The 18,840-nt window shown below is 40.2% G+C and carries 12 protein-coding genes and 2 pseudogenes; 7 read left to right on the forward strand and 7 right to left on the reverse strand.

Translation table 11 applies throughout. From position 1 onward, the window contains the following. Positions 1 to 62 precede the first annotated feature (62 nt). The 6 genes from ACKC4Y_RS03860 to ACKC4Y_RS03885 form a co-directional block, all read right to left on the reverse strand. Complete coding sequence (locus ACKC4Y_RS03860; protein ID WP_409362039.1) at positions 63 to 476, reverse strand: hypothetical protein; 414 nt, start codon at positions 474 to 476, stop codon at positions 63 to 65. Between the two features lie 9 nt (positions 477 to 485). Beyond that, positions 486 to 1,004: a phage major tail tube protein gene (locus ACKC4Y_RS03865; RefSeq protein WP_015856800.1), complete on the reverse strand. Its 519-nt coding sequence runs from the start codon at positions 1,002 to 1,004 to the stop codon at positions 486 to 488. A 3-nt stretch (positions 1,005 to 1,007) separates the two neighbouring features. Further along, entirely contained in the window at positions 1,008 to 2,306 is a 1,299-nt protein-coding gene (locus tag ACKC4Y_RS03870) for a phage tail sheath C-terminal domain-containing protein (protein WP_409362040.1), read from the reverse strand. A gap of 140 nt (positions 2,307 to 2,446) precedes the next feature. Next, complete coding sequence (locus ACKC4Y_RS03875; RefSeq protein WP_409362041.1) at positions 2,447 to 2,692, reverse strand: hypothetical protein; 246 nt, start codon at positions 2,690 to 2,692, stop codon at positions 2,447 to 2,449. A 9-nt stretch (positions 2,693 to 2,701) separates the two neighbouring features. Further along, positions 2,702 to 4,063, reverse strand: a complete 1,362-nt coding sequence (locus ACKC4Y_RS03880; RefSeq protein WP_409362042.1) for a Bgr_08870 family protein — start codon at positions 4,061 to 4,063, stop codon at positions 2,702 to 2,704. A 13-nt stretch (positions 4,064 to 4,076) separates the two neighbouring features. Then, positions 4,077 to 7,220, reverse strand: coding sequence for a DUF4815 domain-containing protein (locus ACKC4Y_RS03885; RefSeq protein ID WP_409361571.1), 3,144 nt, complete (start codon positions 7,218 to 7,220; stop codon positions 4,077 to 4,079). A 254-nt stretch (positions 7,221 to 7,474) separates the two neighbouring features. Between ACKC4Y_RS03885 and ACKC4Y_RS03890 the strand changes: the two genes are divergently transcribed. From ACKC4Y_RS03890 to ACKC4Y_RS03920, 7 genes and pseudogenes are all read left to right on the forward strand, one after another. After that, positions 7,475 to 8,641 carry a tyrosine-type recombinase/integrase gene (locus ACKC4Y_RS03890; protein WP_409362043.1) on the forward strand — a complete coding sequence of 389 codons (1,167 nt, stop codon included), beginning with the start codon at positions 7,475 to 7,477 and terminating at the stop codon, positions 8,639 to 8,641. A 210-nt stretch (positions 8,642 to 8,851) separates the two neighbouring features. Beyond that, positions 8,852 to 9,052, forward strand: a complete 201-nt coding sequence (locus ACKC4Y_RS03895) for a helix-turn-helix transcriptional regulator (protein ID WP_006589470.1) — start codon at positions 8,852 to 8,854, stop codon at positions 9,050 to 9,052. Positions 9,053 to 9,152: 100 nt separating this feature from the next. After that, positions 9,153 to 9,854, forward strand: a pseudogene (locus ACKC4Y_RS03900) (DUF7146 domain-containing protein); the annotation flags it as partial. Between the two features lie 110 nt (positions 9,855 to 9,964). Beyond that, positions 9,965 to 10,255, forward strand: coding sequence for a CopG family ribbon-helix-helix protein (locus ACKC4Y_RS03905; RefSeq protein WP_409362044.1), 291 nt, complete (start codon positions 9,965 to 9,967; stop codon positions 10,253 to 10,255). Continuing rightward, the gene (locus ACKC4Y_RS03910) at positions 10,252 to 10,524 is read left to right on the forward strand and encodes a type II toxin-antitoxin system RelE/ParE family toxin (protein ID WP_375622840.1); all 273 of its coding nucleotides are present in this window, start codon (positions 10,252 to 10,254) and stop codon (positions 10,522 to 10,524) included. The genes ACKC4Y_RS03905 and ACKC4Y_RS03910 overlap by 4 nt, the downstream gene beginning before the upstream one ends. 118 nt (positions 10,525 to 10,642) lie before the next feature. Then, a complete protein-coding gene (locus ACKC4Y_RS03915) occupies positions 10,643 to 11,680 on the forward strand; it encodes a DUF3987 domain-containing protein (RefSeq protein WP_409362045.1) in 1,038 nt (345 codons plus the stop codon). A 668-nt stretch (positions 11,681 to 12,348) separates the two neighbouring features. Continuing rightward, positions 12,349 to 17,322, forward strand: a pseudogene (locus tag ACKC4Y_RS03920) (DEAD/DEAH box helicase). A 986-nt stretch (positions 17,323 to 18,308) separates the two neighbouring features. Here ACKC4Y_RS03920 and ACKC4Y_RS03925 read toward each other — a convergent pair. After that, positions 18,309 to 18,779, reverse strand: a complete 471-nt coding sequence (locus tag ACKC4Y_RS03925; protein ID WP_208433233.1) for an SMI1/KNR4 family protein — start codon at positions 18,777 to 18,779, stop codon at positions 18,309 to 18,311. Positions 18,780 to 18,840 lie beyond the last annotated feature (61 nt).

The raw sequence follows: 18,840 nt of genomic DNA on the forward strand, positions 1-18,840 counted from the left end.
GGCAATCACATCCAGCCAATCCATCTGGTTAATTTCTGAAGGCGCCCAGTGATAATAAAGGGCTAGCTCTGCTCCAAATTGTCCGGCAGAGAGGATTGGCGTTGCGTAAAAAAAGCAAAAAAAGCCTTAAACACTGCCATAATGTCAACAACATCAAGACGATTAATCAATTCAACCGTTTCATGAGACATATCGGCTAAAAGCACGGCTATTCCTTCCATAGCCTCATGGGTGAGCAATGCCTCACAAAGCTTAAGAACAAGAATATCATTGCCCAATGTTGTTTTATCCTCTTCTACAGCGGGTAGAACGAGCTCTACCAACTGCGGTCCAATCAACACCGCTAATTGGCGTGCTTGCTTGAAGTTTGGGCGATAAAAGGTCAGTTTCTTGCAGAGAGATTCTTTGCCACCTTTATCCTGATAAGGAAGCGGAACCTGCAACTCTACATCAATGCTGGTTTGTAAACTTGTCATGATCAATTCCTATAAATTGAGAATAGAGCGGCGGCGAGAACCGATCTCTTGTCCGTTGCGCACAAGCCAACCGCCCCGTTTAAACGAAAAGCGGTGCAAAACAGAACCATCCCAAAATTCCGTATAGTCCCAAACATTTTTGATCTCGCAATCATAGCCTGTAGCTTTTCCAGCCGTTAAGCCTTCACTATCCACTTTGACCAAGCGCCCCGTGACATCAATGGAATGCTCATGCTCGCGTCCATCTTCTTCAGAGATCACATGTTTTTTGCCGGTAAATTTATGACGAAGACCAGGAGGACCACCAAAGATACCGATAATTTCGGGTGTGTGACTGCGGATTTTCATTTGTAAACTCAAAGCTTTCACACCAAGACCGCTCACATCAATTTGCATATCAGAGCCGCCCGGTTGATAGGTTTCTGTGATTTCTTCCAACGTGGGCAGTTTCAATGTCTCAAGATCAAGGTGAAGATTCACATCATCATCAACAATCAGCGTAAAACCGCGTACAATGCGTAAAGTCATGCTTTAACTCCTTGCTGCTTTGCGATAAGTTTCAAGCGTATCGCCAAATTGATAAGTCATTTTCTTTTGGATATCTTGCGCCAGCCGATCAAAATAAGCGCTATTGCGCCGGCTGCCGAAACTCAAATCTTCTAAAGGTGGCACTTCTTCTGCATCAAACTCGATCCGCAATTTTCCCAATTGTAAAGTACTGTTGGAATTTAAATCGCGATCAAACCAAACCCGCCCACCAAGCAATGCACCACGCGCAATCAGATCATCAAGAAACTGCGTGAGGCTGCGGGTGATAGCAATAACATGTTGACCAGTAAGGTTTTCATCATTCGCCCAAGGGCGGAAATTGTTGATGATCGTTTTTTCCAAGGCTGCACGGGTGCGCACGACATTGACAAAGCGCCACAATGGGTCACTGGAAGTGGTATGGTTGCCCCATAAAATGCGTCCATTGGCAGCCATTTGTCCCCCAGAATTATCTAAACGCGCATTTTGGCTAAGCCGTGCTGGAATAAAGGTCGCAATATCGGCTTGATTGAGGCGATTAGCTTCATGATCGATTTCGCCATCAAAATAGCTAATGGGGCGCGCGGTTCCTAAAATGCCTTTAACATCTTGGTTGGAGGGAGACCAAAAAACACCGCCCCTTTGCTTATCACGTTTGATAAACATCGCCGCCGCGAAAGGACTTGCTGGTTTAATACTCCACCCACCCTCACTATTTGCCACCCGTACAAAGGGATCAATCAAATAACAAAAGCGTGAGGAAAAATCTGCGCGATAGGCAAGGCTTTCTTCCGTGTTTTTACCACCCGTATCAAAAACCGCAATCGCTTGTAGCTTTTCTGCAACCTGTTCCAAGGCGTCTGCCACGGGGTTTTTGCCATTATCAAGGCGCCCTGCACTATAAGCTGGTGCCAGTAAAATCCCAGGCTCTACCCCTAAATGACCACGCGCATGAGCCAAGGCATGCACACCGGTTAAGGAAGCATAGGATCCCACCATCTCAGTTTGTGTCTCAGCAATGGTTGATTTTTCTTCCACACGCACAAGAATAATTTGTGCCTCAATCCCCTGCGCACACACAGCATTAATGACATCAAGAGCCGTGCCTCTTGCCCCAAGCTTTTGGATTTTCTCACCCTCATGCGTAAAGAGTAGCACAGGTTCGTTGAGGGGAAAAATTTGGTTGTCAGCATCAGGGGCTGTAACAACCGCACCAATGGCGGTTTGATCAAATGTTGCTAAAGGACGGGAATCCTCACCAGCCTCTACAATGCGAATCCCATGATTAAATTCTGTTGCCATCTTGCTCTCCAAATCAATGAAGAAACAATAACAACAAGCGCACACTCTCATAAGACTGACACTGTCAGTCAAAAAGTCCCTTTAAAGGGCTTTAAAAGGACTTTAAAGAAAGAAAATCATACAAGCCTTATCGCCTAGAATTAATCAACTTTCTCTTGCTGTTCTTTTACAGGCTCTACGGGTGCGTCTATTTCTGCCATTTCAGGAGATGAGAGCTGTTTTGTGTTTTCATCAATAATAGGAGGAGAGAACACTCCATCTTTATAAGTCCAGCCGATCTGCGCTTCACTTGAGGCGATTGCCTCACCATCAAAGGCATGAACATAATCTTCTGAGGCTACAATAATATTTGTTACCACACCATTTTCAACAACTGCATATTCCATAAAAAACTCCTATATAAAAAATTTCAACAATATTGCGCCATTCCCACCAGCCCCGCCCGCTTTATCCCCATCCTTTCCAGGAAAATATCCACCGCCGCCGCCACCACCACCGGCTTTGCTACCTTTCCCACCTGTTCCCCCTTTATCACTATCACCGCCATAACCACCTCGTCCATTGCCAGTGGCAGCACCACCGCCACCGCCTCCTCCACCAAAAACAGAGCTTCCGCCAAGATTACTTCCACCAAATCCACCTTTTCCTCCGGAGAAAACAAAACTACAACCGTCTCCAAACGAGTTTCCACTTTTTCCTCCATCACCACCTCTTCCATTATCACCCAATCCGCCCATACTGTAGATGGCTTCACCACGACTACTACCAGCTCCTCCGAAGCGGCCTTTGCTATTCCCTCCTCCACCACCAGCAGCAAAGATAATTCCTTTAATAATTGTAGCACCACCACCATAACCAGCACCATTGTTACCGCCAATTCCTCCTTGTGCAATTTGGGCGTTTCTTGAGTTTCTCAGCTGTGATCCTTTAATTTTAACGTGCGCGTATTGACCACCTCCTCCGCCACCTCCGCCATCGTTATTTCCACCATCACCGCCGCCACCGCCGCCGCCGCCCCATGCACATATTTCAATTTCTGTGTTATCGGTAACACCTTCAGGAAATGGGATAGTGCCACTTTCTGTCATCAGGATTTCGACAGGTTTTTTGGTTAATAAAGCCACCAATTTATCTATTTCTGATTTCGTATAAACAACATCACCATCCACTTTAAGAGGTCCTTTCAAGGTGCTTCCACTTGCATTTAAACGTGTCACCACTTCACCATTATGGGCGAGGCTAAACGATGAGTTGCCTATGAGCTCCACATCACCACTCATGGTGACTTTGCTGGTAAATTTATTATAATCTTGCCATTCATTGGCTTGTTTTAGGCGCCCATAGCTTGTGAGATCTTGATTAATCTTGGCTCTAAATTCATCCAATCCAACAATATCTTCTGTTTTATGTTGGTGCGTTCCTAACAGTGAGACAGCACTGCCAAAGGTAAAATGATTGTTGCTTGCTTTGTAGAGAACATAATTGTTGGCGGCATCTTGTGCACCATCGATATCGCCTAAATCTTTTAAAGTGAAAGTTTTATCCGCTGCCATCTTGGCCTTAAGGGTCGTTTCAAGATCTGCGACATCACTTATTGTATGCGTGTGTTTTGAAGGCGCTTTTCCCTCTACCTTTTCCTCAACATCCGCAATGGCTTGATCAATTTTCGTCAAGTTTTCGCGCAAGATTGGGAATTCAGAACTGATAAAACGACCTTCTTTAGGCAATTCCATGTCGAGTTTTTTGGTTTTGGTCATCTCTGTTCTCCCATCACAATATACCGGCGCCAAAATCGCTCACCATAGACCGTGCTGCTGGTCCGCCGGTAAGCGTGAGTTTCAAGCGCGCTTGTTTGGCTGTTTTATCACCACTGATAAATTTGCGCTCTGTCCAAAGTGGTTCAGCGAGTTGTTCTGTTTCGTCGAGTTTCAAAGGGGTGAAAGCACCATCATCCAGTTGCATCTCGAGTGAGAAGGTTGCGCCACCTGGTAAAAAGGTTTTGATATAGCTGGTCAACCTTGCCTTTTCGCCAAAGGCAAAAGCACGGGTGACATAAGTGGCTGTTTTATGAATTTTCCCCGCAATCAATTGAACAGGAGCAAACAAAACAGGTGAGAGTTTGTCTGTCCCTTTGAGAATAGCGCGAAGCTTTACTTTTTCACTGATATATTCGGTAAGGCTGAGTAATTGAAAGGGAAGGAGTTGATAAATTGTGCCATTGTTTCGTTCAATTTCAAAGATGACAGAACAATCGCTTGAAGGCAATTCAATGGCCGCGCGTATTTGCAAATCAGAACAATCAACAAGATCAAAAGTGCCAAGATTAATGGTTTTTTCTGTTTGTGTGTAGCGTGCTGCCAGCACACGAAAGGCTAAGGCTTCATTTTGATGGGCAGTCCAGCTTTGCGCATTGACAGAAGAAAAGCGTGGACCGGTCACGTAAGGGTGGCTCGAGACATATCTCTGGTGTTCTGCATCAAAATCCCCAAGCTTTGCCAAGGAGATAGAATGATTACTATCATCTGTCTTAATAACGAAAGCCGTTAAGCGGTCATTAGGTACAAGGAGTGGCACATCATAGCGTGCTTCTGCCCAACCTAGCTTTGCGCCCTTCATAGAATAAAAGCTTTGTGCTTGAATATCAGCGGTCGGATAACCGTTTTCTGTGCTAACCAAATCAATCACCAGATCATGGTTCTGATTACCGATTTTGCAAAGATGAAAGTCAACACCTGTGATTTGCCGTGTTTCATCAGGGGTGAAGACTTGTGCTTGTGGATCGTCATTTTCCCATATTTTCACCGTTGTGGTGCGCCGCATGACTTTCACATCAATCACACCTTGACCGGTAAAAAGCCCCGTTGCAATTGTTCCACCCATTCCCCGTGCCACAACATTTTTTGTGCCAGCGATAATGTTTTTAGGAATCTTAAAATTGCCCTTAACGGTGCCTTGTCTATCGGCAGAAAAGAAAGAATTTTGCAAGACATCCACACCATCAAAGGTAAGGCTTTTTAAGATTTCCCAATTGCCAAAGCCTTCAATTTTGAAGGAAAGGGTAATTTGTCTTAAAAAGTCGCTTTGTTCTTGGTATGTGTTGATAAAATTATCCCTTACTTCTGTTCTACGTATGGTTCTGCCATGATGTTTTCCCATAATGATTTGATTGGTGATACCCGAGAGCCAATCGGTGCGCTGTTCATGCCAAAAGTCTGTCGCGGGTGTGAGGGTTACTGTACCAGGGAGAGGTGCAAAATTTTGATAAGGGTTGATTTTTTCACAAGCCGTTTTCAATTCTTGCGCAATGATCACTTCATTTGTCCAGTCAAGCGTGACAGGCGCGTTCAGATGAGCGGTGTAAAAGGTTGGGTCAATGGCGAGCTGCAAAATGCCATTGCCTACAGCCCCCGTTTGTTGAAAACCTTCATCTCTGTAAGAGTCATCTAGAAAAGGGTCGGCAAACATGCCTTTTTTGGCAACAGGTTCTTTAGAGTCGACATTGCTTTTAATGCGTTCTAATTGCATCAACCGGTCAAGGGAGAGCACCCGTTGAAAATAGCGCCACATCTCATCATAGGGCGCAACCCGTGTGCCATCATTGGCCACACTCGGCGTTTCAAGCCAATTGTTAGTGATGGTTGCAAGGGATAAGACATCATCAGGAACACTGGGTGCCATGGGATCGTCTGACGAAATCCCCTTGATATAAACCACATTGCCCACTGTGTTGAGACCTATACGGTCAATACGTGGCAATTTGTAAGTGTAGCTGACAATAATATCACCGCCATCAGCACCACCTGAGACGGTAATTTCCTGTGCTGTTACCTTATCGGCTGTCACTTGTGCACGATAACGGTAAGTGACTTTATAAGTGCTCCCACTAGCAGGTTCATCCCCCCCGGGAGCCCAATCAATGGTGTCTCCTGTTTTTTTAAAATCTGTGCCTTCTTTAAATTCCTTGCTTCCTTGAACGACTTTAATAAAAGAAGTGATGCTTTTATCAGGAACACCATCACGCCCAGCGGCAACTGCACCACGGGTGACGTTAACGGTTTTTTCTTTTGTCAACAAAAGAGACTGAATATCAGCAATAGGAAAATAATAGGGTTTAAAGGTAAAACTTGTTTTCCCTTTTGGAGGCGCAAAAATATGCGTTTCGCTTGGAACAACGCTTGTCGAAAAATCCTCTGGCTCTTCATGGCGCAAAGCAGCAAGGCGTTTGCGTTTAAAGCCATTGATATTGGCTTCTCCTTCTTGAATACTAAACACTTGGCAACCGTTGTTTGGTCCTAATGCTGTCACACGGCAGCCACTCACGATATAATGCCCATGGGCTCTGTCATAAGTAGCAATAGCTTGCATGGCGGGTTCAAGCAGTGATGGGGACTTTTGATCAATCAGAACACCATCTTGTAAGATATAAACCGGAAAGAAAGTGCCTTGCTGTGTATCTTCTTTCAGAGCCCAAACAAGCTGAGCTGTTTCGCGTGCGGCACCAGGCTCTCCTTCTGCCAATGAGCCAGGGACTTGCCCCAACAGCTCTGGATCATCTTCATGGGTAATCCATTTTTTTTGTAGCTTCACACCAATTTCAATGCGTCCAATCATGGCAACATTGTTGAGTACAGCTTCAGAGACTGGAAAGATATCACCTGCAATATAAATCTTGCCATCCGTTAAAGTGATGGTCCTCGTGTCTTTGTTGACAAAAGCATCAGCTCGTTCAATGCGGTCTCCTTCTTTGGCAACAAGGCGTCCCAAACGGTCATGCCGTCCCCTTATGATGGTTTGAACCTCATTCAGTTCACCACTTTGAATAAAGGGACGCGTGCCATAAAAGACAACGCTTTGTTGTTCCTCTTTGCCGCGAGATCTGTCAATTGCAAAGGGTAAACCACTTTCATGCTTCATATTAAAACCTCAATAAAATCTTGAATTGTTCGCGAACATCGGCACGCAAAGGAATATTAATGGGCGTTTTGAGTATCTCTGCAACACTTTGATTTATAAAGATAATTCACTGTTTTGCATATTGAATGAGAGACCCGAATATCCTAAGATTCTCTCATTTCAGACCTGTTTATTTTGAATCAATCAAAACCATTCACTTGCACATAATAAGCGGGATGAGTGTGTGGATAAAAATACTTAAGAAAGGAGTAAAAATGGCTCTTATGAATCGTCTTAATGCAAGGGCTGTAGTAACATTGGGGGCTGGCAAATATAATGATGGTGCCGGCTTGCTTCTTCATAAGCGTAAAGATGGTGGTGCTCAATGGATTTTACGGTATACCATTCACGGACGCCGTCGCGAAATGGGCTTGGGTGCCTTAAGAGATGTCTCTTTAAAACAAGCGCGTGAATTGGCAACCCAATGGCGTTTTGTTCTTCGTGAAGGACGTGATCCCATTAAAGAACGTGAGAAACAAAAGCGTGAAACAATGCGTAATCTCCATTATTTAAAAGATATTGCCGTGGATGCTTTTGAAAGTCGTAAAGCTGAATTAAAAGATGATGGCAAGGCTGGGGATTGGTTTTTACCTTTACGCCTTTATATTCTTCCAAAATTAGGCTGTCTGCCCGTTACAGAGATTACACAAACAGAGATACGCAATACCCTTGCTCCTATTTGGCATACAAAAGCTACAACAGCAGAGAAAGCACTAATTCGTCTTAATCTTTGTCTCAAACATGCGGCTGCACTGGGATTGGATGTTGATTTACAAGCAACAGCAAAAGCAAAAGCTCTCTTAGGTAAACAACTCCATAAAACACAAAACATACCAGCAATGGATTGGAGAGAAGTGCCGACTTTTTATCAAACATTTTGCCAAACAACAACCATAATACATCTGGCTTTACGTTTACTTATTCTTACAGGCGTTCGTACGCGTCCCTTGCGTTTTATTTGTGACAATCAGATTGATGGGGATATATGGATAATCCCTGCTGAGAATATGAAAGGAAGGCGTGATGCTACAACAGAGTTTCGCGTCTCTTTATCAACAGAAGCAATGAAAGTGATTGAACACGCCCGTTGTCTCTCCAAAAGTAATTTTCTTTTTTCTCCTACCGGTCGTTGTCCCATTGGTGAGAATTGTATGGCAAAATATATGCAACAGACTAGACTTGAAGCACGTCCCCATGGGTTTCGCTCTAGTTTACGCGATTGGCTAGCAGAAACAACCGATGCTCCTTATGAGGTCGCTGAAACCATTCTAGGTCACACGGTCGGGGGTAAAGTAGAGCGTGCCTATCGTCGTACTGACTATCTAGAACAGCGCCGTGTCTATATGGATAAATGGGCGGCTTATGTCACCGGTCAATCTTAACAGATGGGGTGCAATACCCCATTATCTGTGGATAACTTTAGCTCTCTTTTCTCTCATATCAGCTCAATTAGACTCATAAATTATCACATCAGAAAAACTATAATAAGATACTGTTTTTTATAGATTAAATACCTTCCCAATGATTCAAAAATATGGTTAATAAATGCTTATGATTTGTTTCTATTTTTTTGAGACTGAAAGGATTTTAGTATGACAGAAAATGATATTCTTTTGACAGACCGTGAAAGTGCAAAATTGCTTCATATGAGTGTTTCGACATTCCGCCGTCATGTGACCAATGGATCTTTACCAAAACCTTTAAAATTTGGTTTTTTATCGCGTTGGTTACAATCGGATCTTATCAATGTAATCGAGAAAGCAAAACAGCAACGTTATAACGACGCGGCATAAAAAGAAAACCTTGTCACGTAAGGACGGACAAGGCTTTCTCAAACTCATCACCCTAGAGAGTGCAAAATCCGTCCTATGACGCAACGTTATAGGATTAAAAATGATGTATTCTTTTAAGAATGCGCAGGATATTACACGTGCCTTGCGTGGTGTTTGGCATGGATATTATGGGATAGCCCGTTGTCCTGCTCATGATGATAGGCTACCTAGCTTATCCCTTGCCAATGGACATGATGGGCGTCTTTTACTCACTTGTTATGCTGGCTGCTCTTTTAGAGAGATCATACAAGCGCTCATTAGAATTGGCTTGCTTGGAAAACAAGCCTTTTTTGATAAAGCTTATGATCAGACGCTCTCTTTCTCAAAACAGTTTTGTGCTGATCTCAAACGAGCAAAACAGAAAGCAGAGAGAGCAAAAGCAATTTGGCGACAAAGCAAACCAATCAAAAATACTTTAGCAGAAACCTATTTACGCATGCGGGGTATTACATGTGATTTGCCTGCTGATTTACGTTTTCACGATAAATGCCCACGTCCATTAGGGATGACACTGCCCGCGTTGGTCGCTCTTGTTAAGGGTGCTGGCTCTTTTGCCATTCATAGAACCTTTTTAAAATCCAATGGCTGCAAAACAGATAAAAAACCAGCAAAAGCCATGTTGGGATCTGTAATGGGTGGTGGGGTGCATTTAAGCCAAGCCAATCCAAAACATCTGGTTATTTGTGAAGGCATTGAAACCGGTCTGGCTCTGCTGTCTGGGTTGTTATCAGAGCCCGTTGATTTATGGGCGTCCCTTTCAACCTTATAAAATGCAAAATAGATATAAAATATCTATTCTAATAGTACCTATTGAAGAAACAGTAAAAATACATTACATTAGAACTACATTGTAACACATTAAGTGGTCGTAAAATGGCTGAGACAACATTTACCTTTCGCGTCGATGATGTATTAAAAAATGAATTTTCCAAAGCAGCAAAGGCGTGTGATAGATCTGGTGCACAATTATTGCGCGATTATATGCGCGATATCGTAAAAGAACAAAAAGAAAAAAGTGCACACGATTTATGGTTTCGGGAACAAGTTCAATTAGGGATAAATTCTGCTAATGCAGGTGATATAATATCTTCTGAAGAAATCGAAGCAGAAGCAAAGGAATGGCGCTTAAAAACACAAAGTAAACTCGATAGATCGATTTTATGAAGCTAATTTGGACACAAGTAGCACACGTTGACCGCAAAAAGATACGTGAATACATATCACAAGATAATCCTTCTGCTGCCTTAAAGTTTGATCAACTTTTATCTGAAAAAGTAGAAAAACTTATTAAATTTCCTACTCTTGGTCGTTTGGGACGAATTGTAAATACACGTGAACTTATTGTACATCCAAATTATATCATGATTTATGATATTTCAAATGGCGTTGTGCGTATTTTACGTGTGCTTCATACAAAGCAAAAATTTCCTTAATTAACTGTATTTTTATTTATTTGGTAATTGAAGCAAATTATTTTCTACAATACTGCGCTCCTTATCAGTAAGTAATGATAGATTACTATTTTTATAATGTTGCGAATATGATTGCATAATGCACTTTGCACACCGCTTAGTTGCTACTCGTAAAAATAATGATGATACTCTTGGTAAACGACGTTTTATTATCAATGATGTCATGGTCGAAAAGCTTTGGGAACTGTTAAAAGAAAATCCCCGTGGTTTGTTGATGGTGCGTGATGAATTATCCGGTTTCTTAACAGATATGGAACGTAAGGAATATCAAACAGACCGTGCCTTTTATCTAGAAGCTTTTAATGGAGATAGTCAATTTATTTATGACCGTATAGGGCGTGGAGCCATTTTTATTCCCAATGCAACCCTTTCAATCATTGGGGGCATTCAACCCTCTCGCATTCTCCCCTTTATACGCAATGTTTTATATGGCAAAGGCAATGATGGTTTCTTACAACGCTTTCAAATGCTGGTGTGGCCCGATGATACAAAAAATTGGAAGTGGGTTGATAGACCTCCCAATCAAGAGGCATGGGAAAGCTATCAAGGGGCATTTCGTTCTCTTTCTGGTAAACCCCTTTGTTCACCAGAACATCCGCTTGTGATGCGTTTTTCTGCCGAAGCCCAAGAAATGTTTCGTGAATGGATGCAAAAGATTTTTAAAGAAGCCAAAGAGAATAACCTTTCTGAAAGCTTACAAGCGCATGTTTTGAAAATGCCTAAAACCATAGTAAGTCTTGCATTGATTTTTGAATTAACCGAAGGGGGTCGTTTTGAAATTGGACTCTATGCCATCACAACAGCCTTGCGTTGGTCAAACTATCTGTTAAGTCATGCCAAACGTCTTTATGCGGCGCATGATACATTAACAGCAGAGCGTGCAAAATTAATTGTAGAGCGCTGTGATCATTTACCCGATGTTATTACAGCAAGGGATATTCACCAAAGAGGTTGGAGGTCTTTAAAAGACAATCAAGCCGTTAAGCAAGCTTTAGAGCTTTTATGCCGTTGTAAATATATTCGTGAAATCTCTGGAGATAATAACTCTCAAGGCGGTCGACCTACCATACGCTATAAATGGCATCCTTTGGTCAAAAACAACAGCATAAAACAATAAAGCCATTGTAATTTTTTGTTATCCTTAAAACCTTCAAAGATCTTATCGTTCCCTACAGAGAGTTCACGAATTATCTTTGAGGGTTTTGGTTTTATAATTTTTTAAAGAAGAGACATACAGAGGTCCTTTTAAATCTTGTGTCAAAGATATCCAAAACACAACCTCTATAGATTTCGAAGGGGTTTTGAGTTTTGACGGTTGCTTCTTTTGTATAAAAAACGATAAAAAATAAAAACGTTATATTTCAATGTGTTAATATTTTACAGATCTTTAAAAAACAACCTATATTGATAATACAACCTCTAAATTCAATCAATAATATATGTTTTGTAGGGGTTTTGACAATTTTTATACCGTCAAAACCTATCTATAAAATGATTCATAAAACCTATTAAAATACTCATTCTGATATTTTAAAGCATATATCGAATTTGTCTTGATTAACCCGTGAAACGAATAGCAAATTCCACTATTTTGCTGATCTAACCTCTCTCATGAGCTGTGGATAAACAGCCTTTAAAAACCCTTTTGAAAAAATTTATCCGCTTTTGAATGACTTTACCTCTTCTGATACTCGCTATTTATCCTAAATGGATTTAATTAACTTCATTTCGATTCTTTTGATGAAAATTAATCAATAGAATATATTGTTATGGAGTTTATTCTTTATGTCTCACCTTCATAAGTATGATCATGAACATGTCACTTTACGCTCTCTCTTAGAATATTATCGTCAACAAGCAAAATCACCCCGTGAATTGGGAACATTGTTTGAAAACCTTGTAAAAGCTTATTTATCTGAAGACCCTTTACAAAAGCAGGAATACGAAAAGGTTCAGACTTATTTGGAGTGGGCTAAGGAGCATGATGAAGATGGACGTGATATCGGCATTGATCTGGTCGCTACAATCCGTGATCAAGGAGGTTATGCGGCTATTCAATGTAAATGCTATGATGCTTCTCATTGTATTAAAAAAGAAGATATTGATAGTTTTATAGCAGCTTCTGGCAAAAAAATCTTCACCCGTCGTATTCTGGTTGATAGCACCGAAACAGATTGGAGTGATAATGTCGAACTGACTTGTGAGGGGCAAGAGGTTCGTATTCAACGCATAAACCTTTTTGATTTAGAAAACAGTCAAATCGATTGGGGGGCATATAAAGAAAAAGGTAAAGCGACCCTTAAAGAGCAACTCAAAAAAAAGCTTTTAGATCATCAGAAAGAAGCACTGAAAGATGTCTGTGAAGGTTTAAAAGAAGCAGACCGTGGCAAGCTGATTATGGCATGTGGAACGGGCAAGACGTTCACAAGCCTTAAGATAGCAGAGACCATAGCAGGAAAAGGCAAGCGTGTTTTGTTTCTGGTACCCTCCCTTGCTTTGATGTCACAAACAATCCGTGAATGGACCCTTGATACAGAAGTGCCCTTGCGTTCCTTTGCGGTATGTTCAGATACACAAGTGGGCAAGCGTCGTAAAGGGAAACATGATGATGAGGCTAGTCTCGATGCCTCTGATCTTGTCTTGCCGGCTACGACCGATGCGCAAGCACTTGCACGTAAAGCCAATAAGACTTCTCTTGATGTGATGACCGTGGTCTTTTCGACTTACCATTCCATTCAAGTGATTTCGGATGCACAAAAGGAATATGATTTACCCGAATTTGATCTGATCATTTGTGATGAAGCACACCGTACAACGGGTGTTGTATTGGGAACAGACAAGTATGAATCTGAATTTATCAAGGTTCATGATAACAACATCATTCAAGGCAAAAAACGTCTGTATATGACAGCAACGCCCAAGATCTTTGCTGATAGTGCTAAAAAACAAGCCCATGAAATGAATGGCATTTTAGCGTCTATGGATGATGAAGACCTCTATGGAAAAAATCTTTACACCTATACATTCTCAAAAGCCGTTAAGAATGAACTCTTAGTTCCTTATAAGATTATTATCTTGGGTGTTAATGAAGAGGAAGTGAGTGAATCCATTCAACATCTGATGACAGATGAGAATTATGAACTTACTCTTGATGATAAAACCAAGATCATCGGCTGTTATCAAGCCCTTGCCAAAATAGATCTAAAAGTTGATTTGAGTGATGACCCTAACCCTATGCGGCGGGCTTTGGCTTTTTGTAGAGATATTAAGACCTCTGAACGTATCCGTGATACATTCAATTCTCAAGAAATACAGAAAGAATTGTATAATCTTCATAAGCTTTATAAAGAGACACCGCCTCTTCAGTGTACCTTTGCGCATATTGATGGAACACAAAGTGCCAAGAAACGCAATGAAGCTCTTGATTGGTTAAAGGAAGATGTGGGGGAACATGCCTGCCGTGTGCTCACCAATGTAAGATGTTTGTCTGAAGGAGTAGATGTTCCTGCTCTTGATGCGATCATGTTTTTACACCCGCGCAAAAGCCAAGTGGACGTAATACAGGCGGTGGGGCGTATCATGCGGCGTGCCAAGGGCAAGAAGAGAGGGCTACATCATTCTACCCGTTGGGGTTCCTGCTGGGATTTCTGCTGAAGAGGCTTTAAAATACAACAAGAGATACAGTGTTGTTTGGCAAGTGATCAATGCTTTGCTTTCCCATGATGAGAATTTTGAATTAACCCTTAACCAGATGATTTTAGATCAAGACGTAAGTCATACTTTAGAGATTGTTGCCTTAAAGAGTATGACCACGGTTGAAGATAAAATCCATGTTTATGAGAAACCAGAAAGCGCGGGGCTTGAGATTGGAAAAGCCGCTTATGAACCACAACGCTATATTCATAGCGTAACAGGAAGATTACCTTTTTATAAAGAGTTTCCCAATGCCCTTAAAACCCTTTTGGCTAAGAAATTTACCCTTGCCGATTACTGGGGCATATGGGCTGGCAATGTTGCTGAAATTGCTCAAAACCATATCAATCGTCTTAAAGATATACTTTCTGATGAAACCAGTGAAGCTTTTCACGCTTTTGAGAGTTTTTATAAAGAACTCAAAAACAACTTAAACAGTGAAATAAAGCAAGAGGAAGCGCTTGAGATGTTAGGACAACATCTTGTGACGCGCCCCGTGTTTGAAGCCTTGTTTGAGGGCAATGAATTTGTCCAAAACAATGCTATCTCACAAGCGATGGAAAAGATCTTAACAGAACTGGATAAAACCAATATTGAAGAGGTATCTCAAGAATTACAAGAGTTTTACGACAGCGTAAAGTTCCGTGCCTCTGGGATTACCTCCCCCCAAGCAAGACAAAACCTTATCATCAAACTATATGAGGATTTTTTTACCAAAGCATTTAAGAAAACCACGGATAGGCTTGGGATTGTTTATACGCCCGTTGAGGTTGTCGATTTTATTATTCATTCTGTTGATGATGTTTTACGCAATGAGTTTGGAAAAAGCTTGGGATCACGTGGGGTTTCTATCCTTGACCCTTTCACTGGAACAGGTACCTTTATCACACGGTTATTACAATCAGATCTCATAAAACCAGAGGATATGGAATATAAGTTCCGTCATGATATTCATGCCAATGAGATTGTCTTGCTTGCCTATTACATAGCAGCTATTAACATTGAATCGACTTACCATAGTCTTATGAAAGGTGAGTATATCCCTTTCAAGCATATTGGTTTGGCTGATACGTTTCAGATGCTTGAAGAAAAAAATCTGCTGCAAAAATTATTTAAAGAAAACAGTGAATATTTAGAACATCAGAAAAAACTGAATATCCAAGTTATCTTTGGTAATCCTCCTTATTCAACAAAGCAAAAAAACGAAAATGATAATGCAAAAAACACACCCTATCCCATATTAGATAAACGTATTAGTGAGACTTATGCTGCTCAGTCAAAAGCAACCAATATGCAAGCACTTTATGATAGCTATATCCGTGCTATTCGCTGGGCTAGTGACCGTATTGATAATGCTGGGGTAATCGGCTTTGTCACAAATGCCGGTTTTGTAACTGGACATTCTATGGATGGTTTACGAAAATGCCTCGTTGAAGAATTTAGCAGCCTCTATATTTTCCATTTACGGGGTAATCAAAGAACCTCTGGAGAACTTTCTCGAAAAGAAGGTGGTAAAATTTTTGGAGAAGGTTCTCGGGCTCCCATTGCTATCTCTATTCTCGTAAAAAATCCAGAATCTCAACAGCGTGGTAAGATATATTTCCGTGATATTGGAGATTATCTCACGAGAAAAGAAAAGCTTACGATAATCGAATCCCTTGGTAGCATTGATGGTATTACACGAAGTGAACAAGGCTGGCAAATAATTGAACCGGATAGGCATGGTGATTGGCTTGGTCAACGTAATGAAAGTTTCGAAGCATTCTTAGCCTTAGGTGTTAAAAAAAGGCATGATCAAAAGCTGTTTGAGATTTATTCATGTGGTCTAAAAACCAATCGTGATGCTTGGGCATACAATTCAAGTCGTGAAGCTCTCGCAAAGAATATGAGAAATATGATTGCTTTCTACAATAGTGAAGTGGAACGTTTTAATGGTGCTTATACACATGATGACGGTAAAACACGTACTAAAACTGTAGACAATTTCGTAAATTTAGATGCAAGAAAAATCAGTTGGAATTATTCTCTTAAAGAAGACTTGATAAAAGGAAAGACTTTCAAGTTTGAAGAAAATTGCCTTTCTCAAAGTTCATATCGTCCTTTTACGCAACAGTGGCTTTATTATAATCGGAATTTCAACGATGGAATTTACCAAATGCCTCGTATATTTCCGATAGGGCAAGCGGTTGAAAACAGAATGATACAAATTACAGGCATAGGAGCAAAGAAAGACTTTTCTGTACTTATGACTAAAGTTGTATCTGATGTTAATATGATGGAAGGTGGTAGTCAATGCTTTCCACGCTATATTTATGATGATGTTCCGGTTTCAAAAGGTAAAATAAGCAACAATCTCATTTATTTTTAATTTCTACAGAAGAAAACACAACATCTGGTTTACAGAGGCGTGATGCCATTACGGATGAGGGATTAGCACATTTTAAAGCAGCTTATCCTAATGAAACACTCACGAAAGATGATCTGTTTTATTATGTTTATGGTTTACTTCATTCAGAAGATTATCGCACTCGTTATGCTTATAATTTATGCAAAGAACTGCCTCGTATCCCTTGTGTTAAAACTGCTGATGATTTTTGGAAGTTTGTTACTGCTGGACGTGAACTGGGTCATTTGCACGTAAATTATGAAGATGTGGAACCTTATCCCGCGACCTTTAAAAAGGGTAATCCAAAACAGACAGAGATCTCTAATCCCGAAAAGTTTTATTATGTAACTGAAATGAAATTCGCAAAAATTAAAAATAGTAAGGAAAAGGATAAATCTACAGTTATTTACAACAGCAATATCACAATAACAAACATTCCTCTTGAAGCTTATGAGTATATCGTCAATGGCAAGCCAGCTCTTGAATGGGTTATGGGGCGTCAATGTGTTAAGACTGATAAAAAGAGCGGCATTGTGAATGATGCCAATCGTTATGCTGTTGAAACCATTGGCAACCCTGCTTATCCATTAGAATTGTTTCAAAGGGTTATTACTGTAAGTTTAGAAACAATGAAAATCGTTAAGAACCTACCAAAATTAGAAATGAGAGAAACTGAATAGATTTGGCATGCTCAGATGATAGGCATATTAACCTCACAAAGGGGGGTATAAGGTCTTATACCTATAGGGAGGGCTCTATACCCCTTTTATAAACTGCTTACATAACATCTTAAAAGGAGTGCTTATCATGCGTTATTCTAAAAAGAAGAAACTTGCACTGTTAGATACTCTTATTTGGATTGCTTTAAGACTGATAAGAAATCCACTCTTAAGCAGAATACGCTTCTTTTACATTGCCTTTAAGAGATTATACCGTAATCTAAAATGATAGCTTTATCCTTTTCAAAAGCTTTGTTTAAAGAGAGTTATATATATATTCATTTTCTTAGATTACTTATAGGTTTTGTCTGTTCTTAAAACCCCCAAAACCCCTACAAAACGTATATTATTGATTGAATTTAGAGGTTGTATTGTTGATACAGGTTGTTTTTTGAAAACTTGATAAAAATTAACTTATTGAAATATAATAAACTTTTATTTTTGACTAAAAAAATAAAATAATACGTATAAGAAGAACCCCCAAAACCTCCAAAACCCCTTCAAAACTCATAACCATAATGATCTTGATAGCATTGCTTATGATTATAGTCCCTTTCTTTTGAAAGGCTTTAAGAGACCACATGCTTTTTTAAGACGTGTTTTAATCACTCACTAAAATGATCACTTTTGTCAGTTCAATTTACTGACACAAACTGACAAGTTTTAATCAACTCACATCATTGATTATCTTTAAAGATTGTACAATTGATATGAGTTGTGTTTTAAATATATTAACCTATTAAAATATAATGTTTTTAATTTTCTCTCATTTAAAAAAAATAATATAGGCTCTAAAAAGAACTGACAAAAATGACACGGTCTATTAAAAGGGATTTTGCTGATCTCTATAATTACCAATTTCCATTGAGATGTTTTCATAACGGTCTATAAATCGCAATTATCCTATTTATCAACTAGTTGTATAACATCAGCTAAGGTATAGGTTTTCATGAATCTTCCCCTGCATACTCTTTAATTCTTTTGCAGAGAAATTCATAAAAATTACTTGCGTAATACTGGGGATCATCACGTGGAAACTTAAGATAGAGCGGACATTCACCGTCCCGAAACTGCGTATAATCAAAATAAAAGGTTTCACCAAAATCAGTTGTGCAGATAACAAGTTGTTTGGGGTCCGTAAAGCCATCTCTTCTATCGAGCAAATTTCGGTAAACAATATCACCAGCAGGAATACCTGCACAGATTTCATAAATACTGAATATTTCTTCACCTCCAATTTCTCCTCCTCCATAATTTTTTAAAAAATTCTTATAGGAAGAGGTAAATTGTAAACCAAGAGTGTTCTCAGCTGTTTTAATCCGCACCTCATCAGGTGCATTATCTTGAGTACCAAAATTAATAACATGACTATGCATATCAACATATTGTGCAACATCTGATAAAGTATAACTTTTCATAAATTTTTCTCCATAAGTCACAGCGTGTTTTTACTCATAATGAGTGTTTCTAATGATCAAT

Source organism: Bartonella heixiaziensis, assembly GCF_046245125.2.
Classification (GTDB): Bacteria; Pseudomonadota; Alphaproteobacteria; order Rhizobiales; family Rhizobiaceae; genus Bartonella; species Bartonella heixiaziensis.

Coding starts and splice junctions, on each gene's coding strand:
- ACKC4Y_RS03865 (WP_015856800.1), bottom strand. CDS start 1,004: ATGACTTTACGCATTGTACGCGGTTTTACGCTGATTGTTGATGATGAT.
- ACKC4Y_RS03870 (WP_409362040.1), bottom strand. CDS start 2,306: ATGGCAACAGAATTTAATCATGGGATTCGCATTGTAGAGGCTGGTGAG.
- ACKC4Y_RS03890 (WP_409362043.1), top strand. CDS start 7,475: ATGGCTCTTATGAATCGTCTTAATGCAAGGGCTGTAGTAACATTGGGG.
- ACKC4Y_RS03880 (WP_409362042.1), bottom strand. CDS start 4,063: ATGACCAAAACCAAAAAACTCGACATGGAATTGCCTAAAGAAGGTCGT.
- ACKC4Y_RS03905 (WP_409362044.1), top strand. CDS start 9,965: ATGGCTGAGACAACATTTACCTTTCGCGTCGATGATGTATTAAAAAAT.
- ACKC4Y_RS03885 (WP_409361571.1), bottom strand. CDS start 7,220: ATGAAGCATGAAAGTGGTTTACCCTTTGCAATTGACAGATCTCGCGGC.
- ACKC4Y_RS03910 (WP_375622840.1), top strand. CDS start 10,252: ATGAAGCTAATTTGGACACAAGTAGCACACGTTGACCGCAAAAAGATA.
- ACKC4Y_RS03925 (WP_208433233.1), bottom strand. CDS start 18,779: ATGAAAAGTTATACTTTATCAGATGTTGCACAATATGTTGATATGCAT.
- ACKC4Y_RS03895 (WP_006589470.1), top strand. CDS start 8,852: ATGACAGAAAATGATATTCTTTTGACAGACCGTGAAAGTGCAAAATTG.
- ACKC4Y_RS03860 (WP_409362039.1), bottom strand. CDS start 476: ATGACAAGTTTACAAACCAGCATTGATGTAGAGTTGCAGGTTCCGCTT.
- ACKC4Y_RS03915 (WP_409362045.1), top strand. CDS start 10,643: ATGCACTTTGCACACCGCTTAGTTGCTACTCGTAAAAATAATGATGAT.
- ACKC4Y_RS03875 (WP_409362041.1), bottom strand. CDS start 2,692: ATGGAATATGCAGTTGTTGAAAATGGTGTGGTAACAAATATTATTGTA.